This is a genomic window from Vibrio sp. B183, assembly GCF_000740665.1.
Lineage (GTDB): Bacteria > Pseudomonadota > Gammaproteobacteria > Enterobacterales > Vibrionaceae > Vibrio > Vibrio coralliilyticus.
On the sequence record NZ_JPQB01000026.1, the window covers coordinates 199400 to 222129 of the forward strand.

Annotated in this window: 17 protein-coding genes; 2 read left to right on the forward strand and 15 right to left on the reverse strand. The window is 47.7% G+C overall.

What is annotated here, in order from left to right; translation table 11 throughout:
- Both IX95_RS22905 and IX95_RS22910 read left to right on the forward strand, forming a co-directional pair.
- Complete coding sequence (locus IX95_RS22905) at positions 1–1176, forward strand: 3-phenylpropionate MFS transporter (RefSeq protein ID WP_038164288.1); 1176 nt, start codon at positions 1–3, stop codon at positions 1174–1176.
- Between the two features lie 113 nt (positions 1177–1289).
- Positions 1290–4718 (forward strand): PAS domain-containing hybrid sensor histidine kinase/response regulator, encoded by a 3429-nt coding sequence (locus IX95_RS22910; RefSeq protein ID WP_038164290.1) that lies wholly within the window; start codon positions 1290–1292, stop codon positions 4716–4718.
- 100 nt (positions 4719–4818) lie between these two features.
- Here the strand turns inward: IX95_RS22910 and IX95_RS22915 are convergent, their stop codons facing one another.
- The 15 genes from IX95_RS22915 to aspA form a co-directional block, all read right to left on the reverse strand.
- The gene (locus IX95_RS22915; RefSeq protein ID WP_006963265.1) at positions 4819–5301 is read right to left on the reverse strand and encodes a hypothetical protein; all 483 of its coding nucleotides are present in this window, start codon (positions 5299–5301) and stop codon (positions 4819–4821) included.
- A 107-nt stretch (positions 5302–5408) separates the two neighbouring features.
- Positions 5409–7136, reverse strand: a complete 1728-nt coding sequence (locus IX95_RS22920; protein ID WP_038164292.1) for a sodium:solute symporter family protein — start codon at positions 7134–7136, stop codon at positions 5409–5411.
- Positions 7137–7148: 12 nt separating this feature from the next.
- Positions 7149–7412, reverse strand: coding sequence for a DUF4212 domain-containing protein (locus IX95_RS22925; protein WP_006963263.1), 264 nt, complete (start codon positions 7410–7412; stop codon positions 7149–7151).
- Positions 7413–7632: 220 nt separating this feature from the next.
- Positions 7633–8259: a MarC family protein gene (locus tag IX95_RS22930; RefSeq protein ID WP_006963262.1), complete on the reverse strand. Its 627-nt coding sequence runs from the start codon at positions 8257–8259 to the stop codon at positions 7633–7635.
- A 106-nt stretch (positions 8260–8365) separates the two neighbouring features.
- Positions 8366–9001 carry a response regulator transcription factor gene (locus IX95_RS22935; RefSeq protein ID WP_006963261.1) on the reverse strand — a complete coding sequence of 212 codons (636 nt, stop codon included), beginning with the start codon at positions 8999–9001 and terminating at the stop codon, positions 8366–8368.
- Positions 9002–9178: 177 nt separating this feature from the next.
- On the reverse strand, positions 9179–10969 hold the full coding sequence (locus IX95_RS22940) for a protein-disulfide reductase DsbD (RefSeq protein WP_038164294.1): 1791 nt from the start codon (positions 10967–10969) through the stop codon (positions 9179–9181).
- A 149-nt stretch (positions 10970–11118) separates the two neighbouring features.
- Positions 11119–11607 (reverse strand): arginine repressor, encoded by a 489-nt coding sequence (locus IX95_RS22945; protein WP_038164296.1) that lies wholly within the window; start codon positions 11605–11607, stop codon positions 11119–11121.
- A gap of 286 nt (positions 11608–11893) precedes the next feature.
- Positions 11894–12358, reverse strand: coding sequence for an aspartate carbamoyltransferase regulatory subunit (gene pyrI, locus IX95_RS22950; RefSeq protein WP_038164298.1), 465 nt, complete (start codon positions 12356–12358; stop codon positions 11894–11896).
- Positions 12359–12374: 16 nt separating this feature from the next.
- Positions 12375–13304 carry an aspartate carbamoyltransferase gene (pyrB, locus tag IX95_RS22955; RefSeq protein ID WP_006963257.1) on the reverse strand — a complete coding sequence of 310 codons (930 nt, stop codon included), beginning with the start codon at positions 13302–13304 and terminating at the stop codon, positions 12375–12377.
- Positions 13305–13793: 489 nt separating this feature from the next.
- Entirely contained in the window at positions 13794–14804 is a 1011-nt protein-coding gene (locus IX95_RS22960) for an ornithine carbamoyltransferase (protein WP_006963254.1), read from the reverse strand.
- Between the two features lie 124 nt (positions 14805–14928).
- Positions 14929–15840 (reverse strand): carbamate kinase, encoded by a 912-nt coding sequence (gene arcC, locus IX95_RS22965; protein WP_038164301.1) that lies wholly within the window; start codon positions 15838–15840, stop codon positions 14929–14931.
- A gap of 59 nt (positions 15841–15899) precedes the next feature.
- Positions 15900–17120 (reverse strand): arginine deiminase, encoded by a 1221-nt coding sequence (arcA, locus tag IX95_RS22970; RefSeq protein ID WP_006963252.1) that lies wholly within the window; start codon positions 17118–17120, stop codon positions 15900–15902.
- A gap of 608 nt (positions 17121–17728) precedes the next feature.
- Positions 17729–19177: a YfcC family protein gene (locus IX95_RS22975; protein ID WP_038164303.1), complete on the reverse strand. Its 1449-nt coding sequence runs from the start codon at positions 19175–19177 to the stop codon at positions 17729–17731.
- A 477-nt stretch (positions 19178–19654) separates the two neighbouring features.
- The gene (locus IX95_RS22980; protein ID WP_038164305.1) at positions 19655–20962 is read right to left on the reverse strand and encodes an anaerobic C4-dicarboxylate transporter; all 1308 of its coding nucleotides are present in this window, start codon (positions 20960–20962) and stop codon (positions 19655–19657) included.
- 169 nt (positions 20963–21131) lie between these two features.
- Positions 21132–22583 carry an aspartate ammonia-lyase gene (gene aspA / locus IX95_RS22985; RefSeq protein WP_006963249.1) on the reverse strand — a complete coding sequence of 484 codons (1452 nt, stop codon included), beginning with the start codon at positions 22581–22583 and terminating at the stop codon, positions 21132–21134.
- Positions 22584–22730 lie beyond the last annotated feature (147 nt).

A 22730-nucleotide genomic window follows, 5' to 3' on the forward strand; every position in this document is an offset into this window, starting at 1 on the left:
ATGCTCAATCCGTCTCCCTACGGCTGGATATCTCAATACTTTGTCGGATTCTTTTTTGCCTATGGTGTCTATTTGCCATTCTGGGCGTTGTGGTTTGAGGAACAGGGCGTTTCAGCCACAGATATCGGCTTATTAGTTGGAATTGGTTTTGCGACTCGTTGTGTCGCCAATATGGTACTAACGCCACGTATCCATAAAGTTGAGCACCTGATGCCCGCGCTGCGCTGGTTGAGCATTGCAGCCCTAATTTTTATCGGTTTTCACTTCTTTACGGGCGGTAGTTTTTGGTTGATGGCGGGTGCCACTGTGCTGTTTAACCTTTGCTGCGGTCCGATTGTGCCGCTGTCTGATGCGATGGCGAACTACTATGCGCGGCTTAAGATGCTCGATTATGGACGTGCTCGACTGTGGGGATCTGTTGCGTTTATTGCAGGCTCTACGGTGGTCGGCTATCTAGTGGCCAAATTCGGCACTGATATGATTTTGTATACCGCGCTAGCGGGGGTATTTTTTGCCATTTTAGTTGGGATGCGCAACACCAACCCGATGCCTGTCAAGACGGAAGAAGAGCAGGCAGAAAGACCGAAACTGACCGAGCTACTAAAGGAGTCTTCCGTCTTGAAGTTCCTCGCTCTGGCGGCTTTGATTCAGGGCAGTCATGCCGCTTACTACAGTTTTAGCTCAATATACTGGAAAGAAGCCGGGCATTCTGAAGATATAATCGGCTATTTATGGAGCTTAGGCGTGGTGGCGGAAGTGGCAGTTTTCGCCTTGAGTAAACGCCTGTTTGCCGGTTGGTCGTTACGTGCACTGTTTTTAGTCGCTGCTATTGGAGTCGTGGTTCGCTGGGGGTTGACCGCTTCGACCACGGTTCTGATCGGGCTTGTCTTAATCCAATTACTCCACGGTGTGACGTTTGCCGTCGCGCACATTGCTGCTATTCAATACATCCAGCACTCGGAGCCAAGAAAAATGGTTGCCCTGCAAGCACTGTACAATGCGATTCCGCTCGGTGCATTCATCGCTCTGATGACCGCCTTGAGTGGTTGGGGGTATGAGAATTGGGGCGCGAACGTGTTTTGGGCGATGGCGGTGATGGGTATTCTGGCCCTGTTTATTCGTGTTGAACCAAAACGCGAACGGGTCGCGGTTATCGACGTTAAAGCACAGAATTAAGCGGAACTGTTTGAGTTCGATTCGCTTCCTTAGTTAAATGAAAACTCTCCAATATGGAGAGGTTTTTGTTTGTATAAACAAAGCTGCGGAATTCAATTCGATAAGGAAATCAGATGCAAGGCTGGCTAGTGATCACCGTATCACTGATGTACCTCGGACTCCTCTTTCTCATCGCATGGTATGGCGATAAGCAGCATCGTTGGCTAGCTCGCTGGCGGCCGTGGATCTACAGTTTGTCGATTGCGGTCTACTGTACGTCGTGGACCTTCTATGGCACGGTGGGGCAGGCCAGTAATAATCCGTGGTCATTCCTCCCGATTTACATTGCACCTATCTTGGTTTTCACCCTTGGATGGCGAGTACTAGCTCGCTTGATCATTACCGCTAAGCGCGAACACATCACATCGATTGCCGACTTTATCGCTGCTCGCTATGGTAAATCTCAGGGTTTAGCCGTCGCGGTCACGCTGATTGCCGTGGCGGGGATCTTGCCCTACATCGCCTTACAGCTGCGTGGTATTACCATGGGGTTGGAGATCGTCTCTCCGGAATTACCGGAAGCATTTAACGCTCGGGGCATGGATGTATCTTGGTTTGTGGTTGGTGCATTGGCGATATTTACCATGTTGTTCGGTACGCGCCACATCGACAACACAGAGCACCATCGCGGAATGATGATGGCGATAGCATTTGAGTCGATCGTCAAGCTGGTGGCATTCCTCGCAGTTGGGTGTTTCATCCTCTATTTGGCACTCAATCGCAGCGACATCGAGCTGATGTCGATTGCCTCTGACACCTATCAATCACCAAACCTACCGACATTATTAATTCACACTGTGCTGACCATGATGGCGATTGTTTGTCTGCCGCGTCAGTTCCATACCATGGTAGTGGAAAACGAGCGCGCACAGGACTTGCATACGGCGCGCTGGTTATTCCCTGTTTATCTGGTGCTGATGGGAATCTTTGTTTTGCCTATTGCTTGGGTAGGGCAGGGGCTGCTGAGTAGTGCGAGCCCGGATACGTATGTGATTAGCTTACCGATGGCCGTAGGTGCTCAGGATATTGCTTTGCTGGCTTTTCTCGGTGGCACGTCTGCCGCTAGCGGAATGGTTATTGTCTCGACCATTGCTTTAGCCATCATGGTGTCGAACGATCTGGTGATGCCGCTGTTGCTGCGCCGGATGAAGCTTGCTCAGCGAAATCACCGCCATTTCTCCGGCCTATTATTGGTTATCCGACGTGGTTTGATTTTACTGTTGTTACTTGGTGCATGGGGTTTCTATCAGGCTCTGGGCAACATCCACTCTCTATCAGCGATTGGTTTTCTTTCATTTGCAGCGATTACTCAGTTTGCCCCCGCACTACTGGGAGGAATGTACTGGCGTAACGGCAACCGAAAAGGGGTCTACGTTGGCCTCGCGTTTGGTTTTGGTTTATGGCTTATCACCCTGATGAGTCAGACCGATATGTTGGCTGGCGATGCCAACAGTAATTTCCTTCTGTGGCTCGTGACACCACCAGAGGCTTTACAATCAGCAGGTATCAAAGGTTCTGACTGGGGAATTGTCCTCAGCGTGACGATCAACGCGCTGTGCTATGTAGTGGTCTCATTAATGACGCGTTCAAGTCTGAGTGAGCGTTTGCAGTCGGCGTCTTTTGTCGGTACGCCAATGCCAGAAAGTGAGAACATCAGCCTCTACCAAAGCCGCGTGACGGTGGGAGAGCTGGAAATGCTAGCTGCGCGATTTGTTGGTCGACAAAGGGTGCGTATTGCGTTTGAGCAATACTGGGCCCAGCAACACGAAACTATGCTGCCAAATCAGCAGGCACCCGCCAGTTTAATCCGCCACACGGAACGGGTGTTGGCTGGCGTCTTTGGCGCCTCTTCAGCAAAGTTGGTCCTGACCTCTGCCCTACAAGGGCGCAACATGCAACTGGAAGAAGTCGCGACCATTGTTGACGAAGCCTCTGAGTTGTATGACTTTAGCCGCGGGCTTCTCCAAGGGGCGATTGAGCATATTGGACAAGGCATTGCGGTGGTGGATAAGCAGCTTCGTCTGGTGGCATGGAACCAACGATATCTGGAACTGTTTGTATTTCCTCAAGGGTTGATTCAGGTGGGCAGGCCGATCGCGGATGTGATTCGTCATAATGCTGAGCAGGGGCTATGTGGTCCTGGTGATCCAGAAGATCATGTCCGTCGCCGTATCTATCACCTTGAACAAGGTACCCGCCACACTTCTTCACGAGTTCGACCTGATGGTCGGGTTATTGAAGTGCAGGGCAACCCGATGCCCGGCGGTGGCTTTGTGATGAGTTTTACTGACATCACGGTGTTCCGTGATGCGGAACAGGCACTGAAAGACGCTAACGAAAGTTTGGAAGAGCGGGTCCATGAACGGACTCAAGAGCTGGAGCAACTCAACAAACAGCTGGTCTCTGCCACTCAACGCTCCGAGCATGAATCTCAGTCGAAATCGCGCTTTCTTGCGGCGGTCAGTCATGATTTGATGCAACCACTCAATGCCGCCCGCTTGTTTGCTTCGTCACTGTCTGAGGTGGCACAAGAAGAGGAAACCAAGCGTCTCTCTAAGCATATTGAAAGCGCCTTGGAGGCCGCTGAAGATCTGATTGGTGACTTACTTGATATCTCTCGGTTGGAGTCGGGTAAGCTTGATATTAATGTGCATGGCTTTGCAATTAATGACGTTCTCTCCAATCTAAACGCTGAATTCAGTGCATTGGCAAAACAGCAGGGGATTGAGTTTGAGATGGTTCCAAGCCAGCTGATTGTTCAATCTGACCCGAAACTACTGCGCAGGGTGGTGCAGAACTTCCTAACCAATGCTTTCCGTTACAACCCCAAAGGCAAGGTGGTGCTTGGGGTAAGACGGGTAGGTCAACAGGCGAGGATTGAAGTGTGGGATAACGGCACCGGTATCGATGAAGACAAACAGCAGGAAATTTTTGAAGAGTTTACCCGCGGCAGTCAGGTTCGTTCGGATCAGGGGCTTGGGCTTGGTTTAGCGATTTCGAAAGGTATCGCCCACGTACTTGGTCATCAAATATCCATGCGTTCATGGCCTGGTAAAGGAAGCGTGTTCTCTATCACGCTCAATCGCAGTGCGGAAGCTTTGGTCCAGCCGCAAGCTACGCCTTCTGCTGCTGTCTCTGACCTCAGCCACCTTAATGTACTCTGTGTTGATAATGAGCCGGAAATCTTGGTCGGGATGGAAAACTTGCTTGCGCGTTGGGGATGTAACGTGCGCACGGCAACCGATATTGTCACCAGTCTGAAGTGTCTAGACGAAGACTGGCTGCCGGACGTGGTTCTCTCCGACTATCGTCTCGATAATGGCCGTACAGGGCTTGAAGTTCTCCAACAGTGTCGCCTGCGCTTGGGAGATAGCTTTGAAGGGGTGATCATCAGTGCTGACCGAACCAACGACATGATGGATGGCATTAAATCTAACGGATTTAGCTTTATTCCTAAGCCAGTTAAACCGCTCAAACTTAGAGCGATTCTGAATCGGGTCTAGGCTTACAAGCATCCTGTCGTGCGTTTGAATATGACTCAGTGCGTTTAAATAAAAAGGGTTGACGCTTCACGTCAACCCTTTTAGCTACTCTAATTTCGGTTTACTCAGTAAACAGTGTTTCGTATTTCACGAATGCGGTTTGTGTTTCCCCATAATACAGCGTGCCGTCAGATTGAATCGCCACTCTCAACCAGCTGTCTGCTGATGTGGGTTTAGGTAACGTGATATACCAGTTTTGCCCTGCTTGATCGGCAGGTTCCATATTGATTGGTTGCGCGTTCTGCTCTTGGCTGTCGACCAAAGAAAGCTTAACGCCTTCGAGAGAATGGGCTGAATGAAGTGATAACTCAAGATTTTCATCAGTAAGCTTTTCTGAGCGGAACTTGACCTTAAAGTCTCCATTTTCCATATCGCACAAACCACTGGTGTAGCGGCAGTTTGATTTGCTGACCAGTTTGTAGCTCTGGCCTTCTTTGGCGGCATGGGGTTTTTCGCTGACTGCCATGTCAGTGCCGAAATAGGCAATAATGGACAGAATCGGTGCAATCAAAAGAGCGACAATAAAGTGCTTATTTTTGAACATCTTGGCTTCCTTGCGACAACATTTCGAAACTACGGTAACTGAATTAAGAGCAATAAAAAAGCCCCGGACGGGTCGTCCCGTGAGGGGCTTTAATAGTTAAGTGTAGATTAGTGATCTACCGCATCTCCAGCACCTGCTGGAACACGAACGTGTTCGACCAAATCTTTCACTTCTTGTGGTGTTTCTGCTGTGACTTTCGATACTGCGAATGCAACTAGGAAGTTGAATAGCGCACCGATAGCACCGAAGGCATTAGGTTCGATACCTAGGAACCAGTTGCTGCCCCAGCTTTCTAGGTACTTCCAGTCAGCGATGAACAGGATGCCTTTGTGCTGGAATACGTAGAATAGAGTGATCGTGATACCTGCAATCATACCGGCAATCGCGCCTTCCTTGTTGATGTTCTTACTGAAAACACCCATCATCAAGGCTGGGAAGATGGACGATGCGGCCAGACCGAAGGCCAGTGCCACCGTACCTGCTGCAAAGCCAGGAGGATTTAACCCCAGATAACCAGCGACAGCAATTGCGACCGCCATGGATATCCGGCTCGCCAGTAGCTCTTTCTTCTCAGAGATATTCGGATTTATCACGCCTTTGATTAAGTCATGAGATATTGCCGAAGATATCGCGAGTAGCAGGCCGGCAGCGGTAGACAGAGCAGCGGCTAAACCACCCGCGGCAACCAGTGCAATAACCCAGTTAGGTAGCTTGGCAATTTCTGGGTTAGCCAATACCATGATGTCACGGTCGACTTTCAGCTCGTTGGTTTCAGCATTTGATGTGTACTGGATGTTGCCATCACCGTTCTTGTCATCAAAGCCAAGTAGACCAGTTTTTTCCCAGTTTTTGAACCAGTCAGGGCGTTCATCGTAAGCAAGATTCTGACCTGGAGCCGGATTAACTGTATCCATTAGGTTTAGACGAGCCATTGCAGATACCGCAGGTGCAGTCGTGTATAGAATCGCGATAAAGACTAGCGCCCAGCCTGCAGAAGTGCGCGCATCACGTACTTTCGGTACCGTGAAGAAACGGATGATAACGTGCGGTAGACCCGCAGTACCAATCATCAGAGACATGGTGTAGACGAACATGTTCAAGGTATCGCCACGTACTTGGGTGGTATATTCACTGAAGCCGAGTTCGGTCACCACCTGATCAAGCCGATCGAGCAGATAGACATCCGTTCCGGCCATGGTACTGCCGAGACCGATTTGTGGAATTGGGTTACCCGTTAACTGGAGCGAGATAAAGATAGCTGGAATGGTGTACGCAAGAATAAGTACACAGTACTGAGCAATCTGTGTGTAGGTAATGCCTTTCATGCCGCCCATTACCGCGTACATGAATACAATACACATACCGATCAGTAGACCCGTGGAGTAATCCACTTCAAGGAATCGACCGAAGGCAACACCAACCCCTTTCATCTGACCAATTACGTAAGTCACTGACGCGATAATCAGACACACAACCGCAACAATACGTGCAGCATTGGAGTAGAAACGCTCACCAACGAACTCAGGTACCGTGAACTTACCAAATTTACGTAGGTAAGGTGCTAAAAGCAGAGCGAGTAGTACATAGCCGCCTGTCCAGCCCATCAGGAATACAGAACCACCGTAGCCCATGAAAGCGATAAGGCCTGCCATTGAAATGAAGGAAGCAGCAGACATCCAGTCCGCGGCGGTTGCCATGCCGTTGGCGATCGGGTTAACCCCGCCCCCTGCAACATAGAACTCTTTAGTTGATCCCGCACGTGCCCAAATTGCGATACCGATATAAAGGATAAAAGTGGCACCTACAACGAGATAAGTGATTGTTTTCAAATCCATCTGAACTGCTCCTTACTCGTCCACATCAAATTCGCGATCGATTTGGCGCATTTTCCACGCGTAGTAGAAAATAATGCCTAGAAAGGTATAGATGGAACCTTGTTGTGCAAACCAGAACCCCAGTTTGTAACCACCTATCTGAAATTGGTTAAGCTCGTCGACAAATAGAATGCCGCAGCCAAAAGAAACGACAAACCAGATAACCATTAAGCTAATCATCAGTTTTACGTTTTTGTCCCAGTAGGCTTTGGCTCGTTCCTGACTTTCAAACGCCATTGCCGCCTCCTTACGATTGGTTTCGTTGTTAAATAAATGTTTCACCATCTACATTAGCAAGGCGCTGGCAAGAACTCTTTTCAACTTTAGTCGCGTGAGAAAAAACAAAAAGCGCCTAAAAATCAGGCGCTTGACATTTGAATGATAGATTTCTGTGATGTTAATGTGGTGTTAAATTAGCCTAAGGTCTAATGATTTGTTGATGACTTTATAAAATAATTCAACCAAGGTAGAAGTCTTTGATACCCAATAACAGGTTGTTTAAAGCCACTGCTGCAAGGATCAACCCCATGACTCGGCTGATGATCGCAGCGCCGACATTGCCAATCCATTTCTGGATATGTGTCGCGCCAAGCAGCAGGAGTAAGGTGATCAACAGAACACTCACCATCACCGCTGCGGTGATGCCTTGGTCGACCAAAGAATAACGGTGGTTGTCGGTCAGCATCACGATCGCCATCATTGCACCGGGAGAGGCAATTGAAGGGATCGCGAGTGGGTAGACGGCTAAGTCAGCCAGATCGGAGTGGCTGACTTCTTCAGAAAGCTTAGTTTCCTGTTCAGGCTTAGATTCACCAAAAATCATTGTTAGAGCGAACAGCAAGAGTACTAAGCCACCGGCTGCCTGAAATGCAGGTAGAGGAATCTGCATTGCATCCAGCAGCAGCTGACCTGCAATGAGGAAGAACAGAAGTACGCCTGTTGAGATACCTACCGCTTTGAGCGCCACTAAACGACGTTGTTTGGCAGTGAGGTGTTGAGTTTGGGATAGATAGACCGGAACGGAACCAATCGGATCGATGACGGCCCAGAGAACGACAAATTGAGTGATCAATACGCTAAGCAATGATTTGACTCCCAGAGTTAGTGAAACAGAGGGATGAATAAGTCGATCAGGTGACCGACTTGACTATCTTAGCAGATAAATGATCGAGATAGGGTGAAAAAGAAAATTAAGATTCAGATTCTAGCTGCTGAAGTAAAATCACAGCCTGAGTACGGTTTTTAACACCTAACTTTCTAAAGATCGCGGTCATGTGGGCTTTTATCGTTGCTTCAGAAACATTTAACTCATAGGCAATTTGCTTGTTTAGCAGACCATCAGATAACATTCCGAGTACTTTGTATTGCTGTGGCGTTAAAGTGGCAATTTTCTCTGCTAAGTCATTACAAGCTGCGTTGTTGGTGATGGAGCCTTCTGGGAAGAAAGGTTCGCCGCTCAAGACCTGATTCAATGCACTGACCAATTCTCGCATGTCACTCGACTTAGGGATAAAACCAAAAGCACCGTGGCTCTTGACTTGAGTAACGACGGATGGTTCTTCACTGGCAGACACGACCACAATTGGCATGTCTGGGTATTCTGCTCGTAGCTGAATCAGCCCAGACATCCCGTTGGCACCAGGCATTTTTAAATCAAGCAGCAGAAGATCGGGCTCGTCTTCTTTGGCAAGGACTGCCAGAAGCGCATCAAGGGAGTCCGCTTCCAATAAATTGGCACCACTAACCGCCATGTGCACAGACTGAAACAGTGCATTACGAAATAAAGGGTGATCGTCGGCGATGATAATGGTGTAGGTCGAGTCCATGACGTTAACTGCTATTGAAAGTTTGCTTACAGGAATTATTGTCACCTTTGAGAGTATGGACAATATCCATACCCTAAAAGTCTGAACTGTATCGGGTTTTATTGCCAAATTGCATATAAATAAACGAGATACAAAAACGCCAGTCGTTAGACTGGCGTGAAGTTAATCAGATGGTGCTTACAGGCTGTGGGCGTTGATGTGTTGCAAAAACGGCGCTGCCTGCATAAATCCGGTTATTCTGGCGTTGGAGACATGTTGGCCGCTGGCGTCCCAGAATTCTATGGTTGGCAGGCCAAGCACATTCATCTCTTTTAGCATTTCGATGTCTTGCGGTAGGTTCTTGGTGACATCGGCTTGTAACAGCACAAAATTACGTAGCTTCGCTTCCACATCAGGCTGGTGGAAGGTGTACTTTTCGAACTCTTTACATGCCACACACCAGTCAGCATAGAAGTCGAGCATCACAGGTTTGCCTGCCAGCTTAGCTTGTTCCAACTGGCTGTTGAGGTCATCCACGGTGCTAATGCGTGTAAATTGAATACTAGGCTTCGCTTGTTCTGTATGACCACCAAACCAGTAGTTGAGTGCGGGTTGCGCTGAGGCGAATAAGCCAAGAACCGCAATGATACCGACCGCACTTTGTTTCCAGCCACCAAATGGCAGTGAATTTTTGACATGGTACAGCCAGCCAAAAGCGGCTAGACCAAGTGCGGACCACAGTCCGGTCGCCCACGTTTCTGGCAGGATACGTTCAAGTAAGAAGATTGGCGCAGCAAGCAGAATAAAGCCAAACAGGGTTTTTACTCTGTCCATCCAGTTACCGGCTTTTGGCAGCAGTTTGTTGCCAAATACCGCAACCAGCATTAGCGGGATGCCCATGCCCAAAGCGAGAGCGTACAGTGCGACGCCGCCCGTGAGTAAGTCACCGCTTTGTGCGACGTAGAGCAGTGCGCCTGAAAGCGGCGCTGTGGTGCAAGGGGAACAAACCAATCCAGAAATCGCACCCATCGCAAACACGCCGAGCGAGCTGCCGCCTTGTTGTTTGTTACTTAAGTTATTCAGCCACGTCTGCACCGCACTTGGCAGCTGAATGGTGTAGGCACCAAACATCGACAGCGCTAGGGCGACAAACATGACGCTCAAACCAATCAGGACGTACGGGTGTTGCATGGCAGCCTGAAACTGCATACCCGCAGAGGCGACAACCAATCCCAATAAGGTGTAAGTGAGCGCCATCCCTTGAACGTAAATAAACGCTAAGCCTAATGCTCGGCCGTGGCTCAGTTTGCCGCTGCCAAGCACAATACTGGTCAAAATGGGATACATTGGCAGCACGCATGGCGTAAACGCAAGGCCAACACCCAGTGCTAAAAACAATAAGGGTGTCCACCAGCTATCACTTAGGCTAGATGCTAGGCTCGATTCCTTAGAAACTGGCTGTGAGGGTTTGGCTGGAGTGTCTGTTGGGGCGGAGCTTGTGTTACCTGATGGCGCCGATTGGTCACCAGCACTGGATTGGAAACTGGTTAAGTCAACCACGCGGGTCTCTGGCGGGTAACAAAATCCGGCTTTTGCACAGCCCTGATACTGGACAATCAGACGCGCGCCATCCTGATAATCGGCCAAAGGCACTTCGACAAACAAAGGCGTGGTATAGATGTTGACCTCACCGAAAAATTCGTCTTTGTAGGGCTGACCGTCTTCCATTTTCAGCTCGCCTACCGTGACATTTTCGCCGCTGACCGATAAACGGTGCTGGTAGAGGTAGTAATCCTGTTTGACTTGCCAGTCGAGGAAGACCTTATCGCCTTGCTGATAGGCGTTAAACGGGAAAGCTTGATCGACAGGGACAAACGTATTGCTTTGATTTCCGAAGCTTGGCGCAGAGTTAGACTGCTCGAAAAGCGCCATAGCAGGGGCAGAAGCTACAGTCAGACATAATAAAATCAGTGAAAAGACGGCACGCATAGAAAAGTCACTTGAGTTAAATTTTCATCATTTTAACTCAATCAGACAGGGGAAAGGGGGAATAAGTTTCATACTCCGACAAATATCGCCAATTCAAAAGCTTAAGTCAGGCCGATACCTGACTTAAGTTGAGATGATATAGGAAAGACTTAAACCACACCGAGTCGAGCACGAACCACTCGTTCGCAGGCATCAATATGATCGGTGTCTTTTGGTATCACGAGGACGGTGTCGTTGCCACCGACTGTGCCAAGGATTTCGGTGTGTGGGTCGATGTCGACCAATCGTGCGACGAGCTGGGCACTGCCAGGGTGAGTTTTAACCACCACCATCGCCTGATTATGGGTAATGAATTCAATCTGCGAAGAAATCGATGACTCAACACGCACGGGCGCGGTTTCAACGGTAATGCAATACACCTTTTTACCACAGGCGTTCTGGACCTTAACCACCCCGAGCTGAGACAGCAGACGAGAGACCGTAGATTGGCTGATACCTTCAAAGCCGATATCAACCAGTGCTTCGCGCAACTCATTCTGAGTGGTAAAGCTCTGTTGTTGAAGCAGGCGTTTACAGGCTGCGGTCAGGGTTTTGTCTTCAGTGTAATCCACCGAAGCGAGATTTAGAGTTTCACTCATGCGAACTCCTTAAAACATGACGTAGAGATAACTCTTCCTTGCGACCTTCAGCACTTCATTCCCTAGTAGTGCCTTCAGACATTGAGCGGTCACTTCTGAGGTGACTTAAAGATTTGATTCGGGAGTATTTTAACACCAAACAAAGTGTGGCTTTTTGAAAGGGATCACCAATTAAAAACTATTAATTAGCGATTCTATTGGTTGATAATTCTGTGGTGTGTGGATATTTATTCTCAAATGGGAATAAATATCCACAGCATTTTTAAATAGCGGTTGCCAGAGCTGATTAGCGCGCTTCTGCCATGATTTCGCGTGAGAATACTTTTTCACAGTAATGGCATTTTAGCTGAACGTGACTCTGCTTTTGCTGGACTTTAAAGTGGCTTTCGACAGGTTCACCGTGCGAAATACAATTGCTGTTCGGGCACTCAAAGACACTATGGATATGTTCTGGGAGCGCTAAAGTCAGTTTGTTGACCACCTGGTATTCTTCAATCTGGTTCACGGTGGCTTTCGGCGCATACAGAGCCAATTGGTTGGCCTGCTCTTTGGTCAAATAGACATTTTCAATCTTGATGAGGTCTTTCTCGCCGAGCGCCGAAGAAGGTAAGTTGAGACCTATGGTGATGCGCTGATTGGTCTTGTGCATTTTAAAAAGTTTGAGCACTTTAATGCCGACGTTAGCAGGAATATGGTCAATCACACTGCCGTTACGAATGGCTTCTACTTGTAGTTGAGTTTCTTTCACCATGATAATTCTCCTGCAATTAAAGGGTTTCACTAAGAACAAGGGCAAGCAAGGCTTCACGGGCATAGACACCGTTTTCAGCCTGCTCAAAGTAGTAAGCGTGTGGCGTTTTATCGACGTCTGTTGTGATTTCATCGACGCGTGGTAACGGGTGAAGTACCTTCAGGTTTTCACGCGCCTCTTTCAGCGTATCGGCGGTGAGAATAAACGCTGACTTGATGTGAGCGTATTCGGACTCATCAAAGCGCTCTTTCTGTACGCGCGTCATATACAGGACATCAAGCTCTGGTACGACGTCTTCGATGTTGTTGTGCATACTGAATTTGATGCCTGCTTCTTCGAGTTCTTCACAGATGTAATCGGGCATCGCCAATGCTTCAGGAGCGATAAAGAAGAAGCGAACGTTGTTGAACTTAGCCAGTGCCTGAGTCAGAGAGTGGACAGTACGACCGTATTTAAGGTCACCCACAAACGCGACATTGAGGTTGTCGAGCGTGCCTTGGGTTTCGTAGATAGAAAACAAATCCAGCAGAGTCTGAGTTGGATGCTGATTCGCGCCGTCACCCCCGTTGACCACAGGTACGCCATTGGAAAATTCGGACGCTAAACGCGCTGCGCCTTCTTGTGGATGGCGCATCACAAAGGCGTCGACATAAGAAGCAATCACCTGAACTGAGTCGGCCAGTGTCTCCCCCTTTTTCGCCAGTGACGTGTTTCCACCATTGTCGAAGCCAATGATTGTGCCACCGAGGCGCTGCACAGCCGTTTCAAATGACAGCCTAGTGCGAGTGGAAGGTTCAAAGAAGCAGCTGGCCACTACTTTGTTTTTAAGCAGTGTCGGGTTTGGCTCGGCTTTTAGCCTAGCCGCGGTGTCGACGATAAGCTCTAGCTCGCTGCGGCTGAGCTCAGGAATGGAGATAATGTGCTTGTTAAATAACGAATGCGCCATAGCAGTGTTTCCTCGTCTCAATGGGTGAGTTTGTCCAACCCTTGTAGATTGCTAATCCATGGGTTGATGTAAATTTCAGACAAAAAAAAGCCTCCTAAATAGGAGGCTTGAAAAGGATCGATAGAATAAAATGAAACCACACATGTCCCTGAGTCAGGGCATAAGTTAAGCCAACATTGAGTGGTTGCTGACAGGTTCATTTTGATCCTCCGAATACAAATTGCGGAGGATTATACGGACAAAAAAAGCCAACGCAATCGTTTGCGTAAAGTATTCATAAATTGGATTTTTATGCGTATTTCGCCCATTTTAGCGGCACGTTTGCAGCGGTTGTGCTGTCTTGCATTGAGAGCGATGATGAGTCCTTAAGTGTGAAAAAAAATGCGGGCTTTATTCAGCATGTTTTTTGATACATGATGAACGCCACCCGCATTTCCCTGCAAACAATACTCAGTCTAATTTGAGTATGATTACTTTTAATCGATGATATTAGTCACCTAGTGTAGCTACCATCACCGCTTTGATGGTGTGCATACGGTTTTCAGCTTCGTCGAACACAATAGAGTAGTCAGATTCAACCACCTCATCAGTCACTTCACAGCCGTTTTTAAGCATTGGGTATTCTTCAGCAAGCTGTTTACCTACCGTGGTATCTTCGCCGTGGAAGGCAGGTAGGCAGTGCATGAATTTCACATGAGGATTACCTGTTGCTTTGATCATTTCCATGTTGACTTGGTAAGGCAGCATGAGGTTGATACGCTCTGCCCATGCTTCTTTTGCTTCGCCCATCGATACCCACACATCCGTGTACAAGTAGTCACAACCTTGAACGCCTTCTTGAACATCTTCAGTCAGGGTAATTTTCGCACCGGTTGTTTCAGCAATCTCACGGCACTGTGCGACAAGTGCTTCTTCTGGCCAGAACTGCTTAGGCGCGACGAGACGAATATCCATGCCCATCTTAGCGGCGCCAACCATCAGAGAGTTGCCCATGTTGTTGCGCGCATCACCTAGGTAGGCAAACTTCATTTCGTGTAGCTGTTTGCCACGGCCATGTTCCATCATAGTTAGGAAGTCAGCGAGAATTTGCGTCGGGTGGAACTCATCGGTCAGGCCATTCCATACTGGTACACCTGCGTAAGCGCCTAGCTCTTCGACAATTTCCTGACCAAATCCGCGGTACTCGATGCCATCGTACATGCGGCCTAAAACGCGTGCAGTATCTTTCATCGATTCTTTGTGACCAATCTGAGAGCCTGTTGGGCCTAAGTAAGATACTTGAGCGCCTTGGTCAAAAGCCGCAACTTCAAAGGCACAACGGGTACGAGTCGACGTTTTCTCGAAGATCAGAGCTATGTTTTTACCTTTCAGACGAGGTTGCTCGTAGCCGTTGTATTTCGCTTTTTTCAACTCCACGGATAGGTCCAACATGTGTTGAATTTCACGCGGAGTAAAGTCTAATAATTTTAGGAAGTTACGGTTGCGTAGGTTGAAAGCCATGATGTTTTCCTTCTTATCGATGTGCACTTTCTCGTTGCAGGGAAAGAGGTAAGAAAGTGCAGTAATGAATTTGAGTGATTGTTTGTTTCATCTCAGCCCTGACTCAAGTCAGGACTGCTGGTAATTAGCCTTTGGTGATATTGGTGCCTGCCGTGCCCTGAAGAATGCGTAAACCATCTTCCAGTGAGCCGATACCGACCACTTTGCCACCTTGCTTGACGAACTCGCATGACGCTTCGATTTTTGGCCCCATTGAGCCAGCGTCAAATTGGTACTGTGCTAATTCGGTTGGGTTAGTGCTGCGCAGCGCATGTTGAGTAGGCTTGCCCCAATCGAGGTAAACCGCATCTGCGTCAGTGAGGATGAGCAGGGCGTCTGCATTTAGCTGCTTGGCAAGGAATGCTGCGGACATATCCTTATCAATCACCGCTTCGACACCGACCAGTTTGCCATTCTCTTTTTTGACTGGGATGCCGCCACCGCCAGTACAAATCACTAAGTGGCCTTCGTCGATGAGCTTGGTGATCGCTTCGTGTTCGATGATGCCTGTTGGTTGTGGGCTAGGCACGACGCGGCGAAAGTGCTGACCGTCTGGTTTGATGGTCCAGTGGTACTTCTCTGCCAGTTCACGTGCCTCGGCTTCTTCATAAATCGGGCCGATGGGTTTGGTTGGGTCAGCGAATGCCGGATCATTGGGGTCCACTGTCATCTGAGTTAGCATGCAAGTGGCGTTGATGTTCGGCATTTGGTTTTTGAACTCTTGCATCAACATGTAACCAATCATGCCTTGCGTTTCACTGCCCAGAACATCAAGTGGGTATGGTGCTACCTTCTTGTACTCCAAACCTTGTAACGCCAGTAAGCCAACCTGTGGGCCATTACCGTGTACAAGTACGACGTTGTATTCCTGAGCAATTTCCGAAATGGTTTTGACGGCAATTTCGATGTTCTGACGCTGTACTTCGGCTTCCAATGGTTCACCGCGGCGAAGTAGGGCGTTTCCACCAAGTGCGACAACTACAGTTTGTTTTGTCATTGCTTTAATCTCTCTGCTGAGGGCGAGAGCTAAGTCGCTCTCGCCAACTTATCCGTTACTTAAATACCATCACGTTCGATTGGGCAGCTCATGCAGCGTGCACCGCCGCGGCCACGACCCAGCTCATCGCCAGGAATTGGCAATACTGTGATGCCTGCTTTGTCGTACTTCTCGTTGGTGTAGGTATTTCCTTCGTATCCGATCACGACACCAGGCTTAACGGTGAGAACGTTGTTAGCATCGTTCCACTGTTCACGCTCTGCGTTGAAGTTGTCACCGCCAGTGGTGATAAGGTTGAGTTGGTCGACGCCAAGTGCTTTCTCGATAGCCGTCACGAAGTAACCTTCTTCTTTGACATTCACAGCGCCAGATGCATCGCCAGTCAGGCTCCAGCACTTGACATCTTTGCGCATCACTTCTGGGTAAACAGAGAAGGTATCTTCACGCATATGAGTCATGACTGTGTCTAAGTGCATGCATGAACGATGTTTTGGCAGCTCCATCGCAATCACTTGTTTAGCTTGACCATGTTTGAACAAGCCAGAAGCAAGATGCTCAACACCTTGAGCGGTTGTGCGCTCTGACATACCAATCAGCACGGCGTCTTTACCAATGACTAAGACATCGCCGCCTTCAATGGTGGAGTTGTCGTAGATTTTCTCTTCATCACCGAAGTATTTGATGAAGTCCTGACCAGCAAAGCTTGGGTGCCAGCGGTAGATAGCACGAACGTGGTTGGTTTCACGTTGACGGGCTGGCTTAGCCATTGGGTTGATAGAGACACCGCCATAGACCCAGCAAGAAGTGTCGCGGGTAAATAGGTGGTTTGGTAATGGCTCAATGATGAAATCTGTTGGTGCATGAAGCCCCTGCATCATAGATGAGGATTTCATCGGCATTTCAGCATAAGAAAGACCACCGGTAAGAATCTTAGCCAGCTCAACATTGGGTAAGTCACCTAAGTAGCAACGAACGTCATTGGCAAAAGTTTTACCTAAACGGTAATCCGATACCTGACGACTTAGCAGCCAGTCTTTGGCTTCTGCTACCGCCAGCGTGTCTGCAAGTAAGTCAGTAAGCAGTAACACTTCCACACCTTGGTCGCGCAGAGTTTGAGTGAACACATCGTGCTCTTTACCTGCTCGCTCGACGGCAAGTACGTCATCAAATAGCAGATCGTGGCAGTTGGAAGGCGTCAGGTGAGTCAGTGCTCGTCTTGGGCGATGCACCAGAACGCGACGTAATTGACCGATTTCAGAACCTACGTATAACTTACTCATGATCGTATCTCTCTTATATTTTTAATTAGTTTTAAAACTTAAAAACTAATATTTAATTTGTAGGGAATAGAAGAGCGAATTTATTTATTCACTTATTTTGTTTCTGGAATTCATATTACGCTTGTCTGGGTAGGAATCTTAGAGATCAATCACAGTTCGTTTTTTATGCCTAAAGCCAGTGTTTTCAAGGGGATTAACAATATCTATGCAGTTGTTATTGGTATGTGAACCCCCTATTTAACCATTTAAAAGGGAAGTTTATGCATAAGTTGAGGTTGAGTGTCTGATTAATATCCTTACCAAGGAAAAATATTCAAATATAAATTATTTACAAAGAGTATATTAGATTGAAATTATGCACTCTAACTTTCTAGATAATTGCTTTTAAGTGTTGAACTATTCGTTTTATAACAAAACTTTTGATAATAAATTTAATGTCGATCACATATTAAATGCCTAGGATTGTTTGAGGGAATTAATATTGGATAAATGAAAATTATAGATAGGAATAGTTTTTCTAATTTTCAGCTGAACAGACAAAAGAAAAGCCGCACTAAGGCGGCTTTGGGGGCTCACATCCTGTGAGCGAGTGTAAGGAAAAGAGCAGGTTAGATAAGCGCACCAATGCTGATCATCACAACACAGAATAGCGTCAGAATGGCTAGCAATGGTGCCACCCATTTCACCCAGCGCACATAAGGCACCCGGGCAATGGCAAGGCCGCCCATAACGACTGCCGAAGTGGGAGTAACGAGGTTGACCAAGCCAGAAGCCGATTGATAAGCCGTGATGACTAGGTCGCGTCCGACACCAGCAAAGTCTGCGAGTGGAGCCATAATCGGCATAGTGAGTACTGCCAGACCAGAGGTGGAAGGCACAAGGAAAGATAGCAATATCTCAAGGAAGAACATGACATTAATGAACACGACCGACGACAGACCGGTCACCATCTGCTCCGCTGAGTACAAGATGGTATCAGTGATCATGCCGCGGTCCATGACAACTACAATCCCGCGCGCAATACCGATGATCAGCGCTACGCCAAGTAGGTCACGAGCACCATCAATAAAGCTGTTGGTGAACTCTTCTTCGCTCATACGTGCGACGAGTCCGACTAAAATTGTTGCCGCTAAGAACATGGCTGAGATTTCTGCCATCCACCAACCAGCAACAGAGACACCATAGATCATCACACCGAATGAGCCGCCGAAGATGGTTAAAATGACTTTACGTGTGGTGGTGAACTCAAGAGATTCGCCAGTTTGATTACCAAGGAAATGCGCTTTGTTCTCTTCGTATTTATCGTAAACAATCGATTTGCTCTGGTCTTCACGCACCATACGGGCATAGCGCATCACGTAGGCGACACAAATGACCCAGCCGATCACCAGCATTAAGGCACGTAGCATGATGCCATCGGTAAACGGAATTCCAGAAGCGTTAGCAGCAATGACGGTGGCAAATGGATTGATGGTGGAGCCCAATACACCAATGCCCGCGCCAAGTAGCACAGTGGCTGCGGCAACCAGTGGGTCGAAGCGCGCAGCCATCATCACCGGTACTAACAGGGTGTAGAATGGCAAGGATTCTTCGGCCATGCCGTAGACGGTTCCCCCGGCAGCAAACAGAGCCATTAGAATGGGAATCATCATCTCTTCTCGGCCTTGAAGACGCTGTGTTACGCGCTCAATCCCAGCATCGATGGCGCCCGTTTTTGTCACTAGCCCTAGGAAGCCACCAATGACAAGGATGAACAGAGAAACATCAATTGCGGCGGCTTCGTAGCTATTGTGGTCATAGAAGCCGTCAATCGGTGCTAGTAGTACGTCAATGACACCTTGAGGGTTGCCTTCTACAGCTTGATAAGTACCAGTTACAGGGACTTCTCGACCCAAATCTTCATTCATTGCGCGATCATACTGGCCAGCAGGTACAATCCAGGTCAGCATCGCGACCAGTGCAATTAAAATAAACAGAATCGTGTAAGCGGAAGGGAACTTAAAGTTGGCAAAGAAGCCGCCTTTTTTTTCTTCGGTAGGTACAGTTTGGGTGGTCATGGTGATCTCCTTACTCTTACTTGTTGAATAACAAATAAAAGTGAATCAGCGACTAGAGTTATAAATATAAACTCACAAATATTAAGTTATTGGAATTGTGATAATTATTTTGAGCTGATTACGAATAGCTCTTGGAGGTTATTTTAATTATTGATGAGTTTTCTAACTTTGGTGATCTTCACAAAAATATTCAGTGTTATTTTGTTGGTTTTTAAACAAGTTCAGAACGCAAGGGTATTTGTTTAATTAAAATGGATTTCTATTCCTTTACCAGAGGTAAGGGCAAGTTATTTGGGTCATGATTGATGATGAATAAATAAAATAAGGAATTTTATTCATTGATTCGGATTTTCATTCAGGAGCATTTTTTGGAAGATCTTTTGATTAAAGTCAAAATAAAACTGTGATGTGAGATTTTTTATTGAGAACAAAATTAAAAAAAGGGAGCACAAGCTCCCTTTATTTTTACCGTTTTAATTAGATCAGTAGGCCACCGAAAGTGAAGCCTAATGCAACGGCTGACGCAATGGTTACCACACCTGGGATGAAGAATGGGTGGTTAAATACGTAGCTACCGATGCGAGTTGAACCTGTGTCATCCATTTCTACTGCAGCAAGCAACGTTGGGTAAGTAGGTAGAACGAACAGAGCGCTAACTGCGGCGAAAGACGCGACTGCTGTTAGTGGAGCAACACCAATTGCAAGGGCAGCAGGCATCAGAGAGACCGTGGTTGCGCCTTGTGAGTAAAGCAACATAGAGGCAAAAAACAGAACCATGGCCAGCATCCATGGGTAATCAGCCAGCAACGCACCTGCGACCTCTTTAATGCCATCCACGTGTGCATTGACGAAGGTTGAACCTAACCAAGCCACACCTAGAACACATACACAAGCGGTCATGCCCGAACGGAAAGTCGAGGCGTTAGGAATCTTTGAAGCGTCAATCTTAGTGAATAGAACGATAGCTGCTGCCGCTGCTAGCATCACTGTCATGATGGCTTCGTTACGCCCAAGTGCTGGGTCAACAATCAGACCTACTGATTTAGAGATGGCTGCCGCATAGCAAACCACGAAGCCAATTGCCGCAAGGAAAATGTACGTAGCTGTTTTCGCGGTTGGTAAAATGTCGCGCTGTTTTTCCGTTGCGAGTTTGATCAGGCCTTTCTCTAAACGCTCTTGATAAATCGGATCGTCTTTCAGTTCACTGCCCATGAAGTTAGCGACAAAGGCGCCAATCATACAAGCGATGAAGGTGGTTGGGATGCACACCGCAAGCAGTGTCAGGTAGTCAACCCCCATTGGTGCCAGCATCGCAGCGAATGCCACTACCGCCGCTGAGATAGGTGAAGCGGTAATCGCGATTTGTGATGCGACCACAGCAATAGAGAGAGGGCGAGATGGACGAACGCCCTGACCTTTTGCGACCTCCGCAATAACCGGTAGCGTTGAAAATGCCGTGTGGCCTGTACCCGCCATTAATGTCATTAGGAAAGTGACGATAGGCGCATAAAAGGTGATGCGCTCAGGGTTCTTGCGCAAGAAGTTTTCTGCCAGTTGTACTAACCAATCCATACCACCGGCAACTTGCATTGCAGCAATTGCTGTGATAACCGACATAATGATCAGAATAACATCAACAGGAATGTATGCCTGACTGGTCGGTACGCCAAGTATTAATGACAATGCGATAACGCCTGCACCGCCCGCAAAGCCGATGCCAATACCGCCGATTCTTGCTCCTAAAAAGATAAAGAGCAGAACGACTAACAGTTCGACCGCTACCATAATAGATACCTCATATTGTTAACTTAAATTCGATTATCTAAACACTCAGTGTCTAAACGTTTAGATAATGGAAGGAGGGAGCCACTGAATGAGTTAACCCTGATAAAGTTGTGGTTAACCGTATTAGTGCCTAAAAAAGGGCCCTATTGGGCCCTCCTTGGTAGCAATCTTATTCGTAGCGTTTCGCTTTATACTTAGGATGCATAAAGTTTTCAACGTTCAAGATATCGTCCAACTCTTCTTCGGTCAGTAAGCCACGCTCTAGCACTACTTCACGAACGCTTTTACCCGTTTCTGCACAAATCTTACCGACGATGTCACCTTCGTGGTGGCCAATGTATGGGTTCAGGTAAGTTACGATACCGATTGAGTTGTAAACGTAGCCTTCACAGATCTCTTTGTTGACCGTGATGCCATCGATACATTTATCACGCAAGTTGACACACGCGTTAGACAGTAGAGAAATGGACTCGAACATGCTTTGCGCGATGACAGGTTCCATCACGTTTAGCTGTAGCTGACCACCTTCTGCGGCAAATGAGATAGTGTTGTCATTACCCAGTACTTTGAAACAGACTTGGTTGACCACTTCTGGTACCACAGGGTTAACTTTAGCTGGCATGATAGAAGAGCCTGCTTGAAGCTCTGGGAGGTTAAGTTCGTTTAGACCTGAACGTGGGCCAGAAGATAGCAGGCGCAGGTCATTACAGATCTTAGACAGCTTGACCGCCAAACGCTTCAGCGCGCCATGTGTCATTACATAAGCACCACAGTCTGAAGTTGCTTCAATCAGATCTTCTGCTGGGACTACGTCTAGGCCAGTCACGTCAGCTAAGTGTTTCACTGCCAGTTTCTGATAGCCTTCAGCTGCGTTCAAACCGGTACCGATCGCAGTGGCACCTAAGTTAATTTCAAGCAGTAGCTTTGAAGTGTACTCAAGGGCACGGATTTCTTCATTCAGAGTCACAGCCCATGCGTGGAACTCTTGACCTACGGTCATTGGTACCGCGTCTTGAAGCTGAGTACGACCCATTTTAAGCACGTCTTTGAACTCTTGGCTCTTAAGCTCAAATGCACCTTTCAGGTATTCAATCGCTTCAATCAGAGTGTGAACACTGTTGTAAACGGCGATACGGAAACCTGTTGGGTAAGCACAGTTAGTCGACTGGCTCTTATTAACATGGTCATTTGGATTAACGAATTCGTACTGACCTTTTTCCTTGCCCATCAGCTCAAGTGCGACGTTGGCGATCACTTCGTTGGTGTTCATGTTGACTGATGTGCCTGCACCGCCTTGGAAGACGTCTGAAGGGAACTGATCCATGCACTTACCTGTTTCAAGGATCAAATCACACGCTTCAACCACGTATTTCGCTACATCTTTAGGAATAACGCCTAACTCTTTGTTCGCTAACGCCGCGGCTTTCTTGGTCATAACCATGCCACGGACAAATTCAGGTACGTCTGAAATCGTAACATTAGAGATATTGAAGTTTTCGATAGCGCGTAGCGTGTGGATGCCGTAGTAAGCGTCGGCAGGAACGTGGCGTTCGCCAAGTAGGTCTTCTTCGATACGAGTGGCTGCAGCTGCAGTGCTTGGAGTATCAGTTAGGGTAGCCATCACAGGATCCTTAGATAATTATTCTGATGATAAAGTAAAATGCTAGCCATTCTGCAGTGTAAGAATCCTTTCGTCAGAATTTTTGGCTGTAAAATCCGTCCTGACTTATGGGGCTCATGATACTGCACCCAGCGGATAAAAATAGTA

What these genes read in the sequence shown, in the direction of transcription:
- IX95_RS22905 (WP_038164288.1), top strand. Translation starts at nt 1, where the DNA reads ATGCTCAATCCGTCTCCCTACGGCTGGATATCTCAATACTTTGTCGGA.
- IX95_RS22910 (WP_038164290.1), top strand. Translation starts at nt 1,290, where the DNA reads ATGCAAGGCTGGCTAGTGATCACCGTATCACTGATGTACCTCGGACTC.
- IX95_RS22915 (WP_006963265.1), bottom strand. Translation starts at nt 5,301, where the DNA reads ATGTTCAAAAATAAGCACTTTATTGTCGCTCTTTTGATTGCACCGATT.
- IX95_RS22920 (WP_038164292.1), bottom strand. Translation starts at nt 7,136, where the DNA reads ATGGATTTGAAAACAATCACTTATCTCGTTGTAGGTGCCACTTTTATC.
- IX95_RS22925 (WP_006963263.1), bottom strand. Translation starts at nt 7,412, where the DNA reads ATGGCGTTTGAAAGTCAGGAACGAGCCAAAGCCTACTGGGACAAAAAC.
- IX95_RS22935 (WP_006963261.1), bottom strand. Translation starts at nt 9,001, where the DNA reads ATGGACTCGACCTACACCATTATCATCGCCGACGATCACCCTTTATTT.
- IX95_RS22940 (WP_038164294.1), bottom strand. Translation starts at nt 10,969, where the DNA reads ATGCGTGCCGTCTTTTCACTGATTTTATTATGTCTGACTGTAGCTTCT.
- IX95_RS22945 (WP_038164296.1), bottom strand. Translation starts at nt 11,607, where the DNA reads ATGAGTGAAACTCTAAATCTCGCTTCGGTGGATTACACTGAAGACAAA.
- pyrI (WP_038164298.1), bottom strand. Translation starts at nt 12,358, where the DNA reads ATGGTGAAAGAAACTCAACTACAAGTAGAAGCCATTCGTAACGGCAGT.
- pyrB (WP_006963257.1), bottom strand. Translation starts at nt 13,304, where the DNA reads ATGGCGCATTCGTTATTTAACAAGCACATTATCTCCATTCCTGAGCTC.
- IX95_RS22960 (WP_006963254.1), bottom strand. Translation starts at nt 14,804, where the DNA reads ATGGCTTTCAACCTACGCAACCGTAACTTCCTAAAATTATTAGACTTT.
- arcC (WP_038164301.1), bottom strand. Translation starts at nt 15,840, where the DNA reads ATGACAAAACAAACTGTAGTTGTCGCACTTGGTGGAAACGCCCTACTT.
- arcA (WP_006963252.1), bottom strand. Translation starts at nt 17,120, where the DNA reads ATGAGTAAGTTATACGTAGGTTCTGAAATCGGTCAATTACGTCGCGTT.
- IX95_RS22975 (WP_038164303.1), bottom strand. Translation starts at nt 19,177, where the DNA reads ATGACCACCCAAACTGTACCTACCGAAGAAAAAAAAGGCGGCTTCTTT.
- IX95_RS22980 (WP_038164305.1), bottom strand. Translation starts at nt 20,962, where the DNA reads ATGGTAGCGGTCGAACTGTTAGTCGTTCTGCTCTTTATCTTTTTAGGA.
- aspA (WP_006963249.1), bottom strand. Translation starts at nt 22,583, where the DNA reads ATGGCTACCCTAACTGATACTCCAAGCACTGCAGCTGCAGCCACTCGT.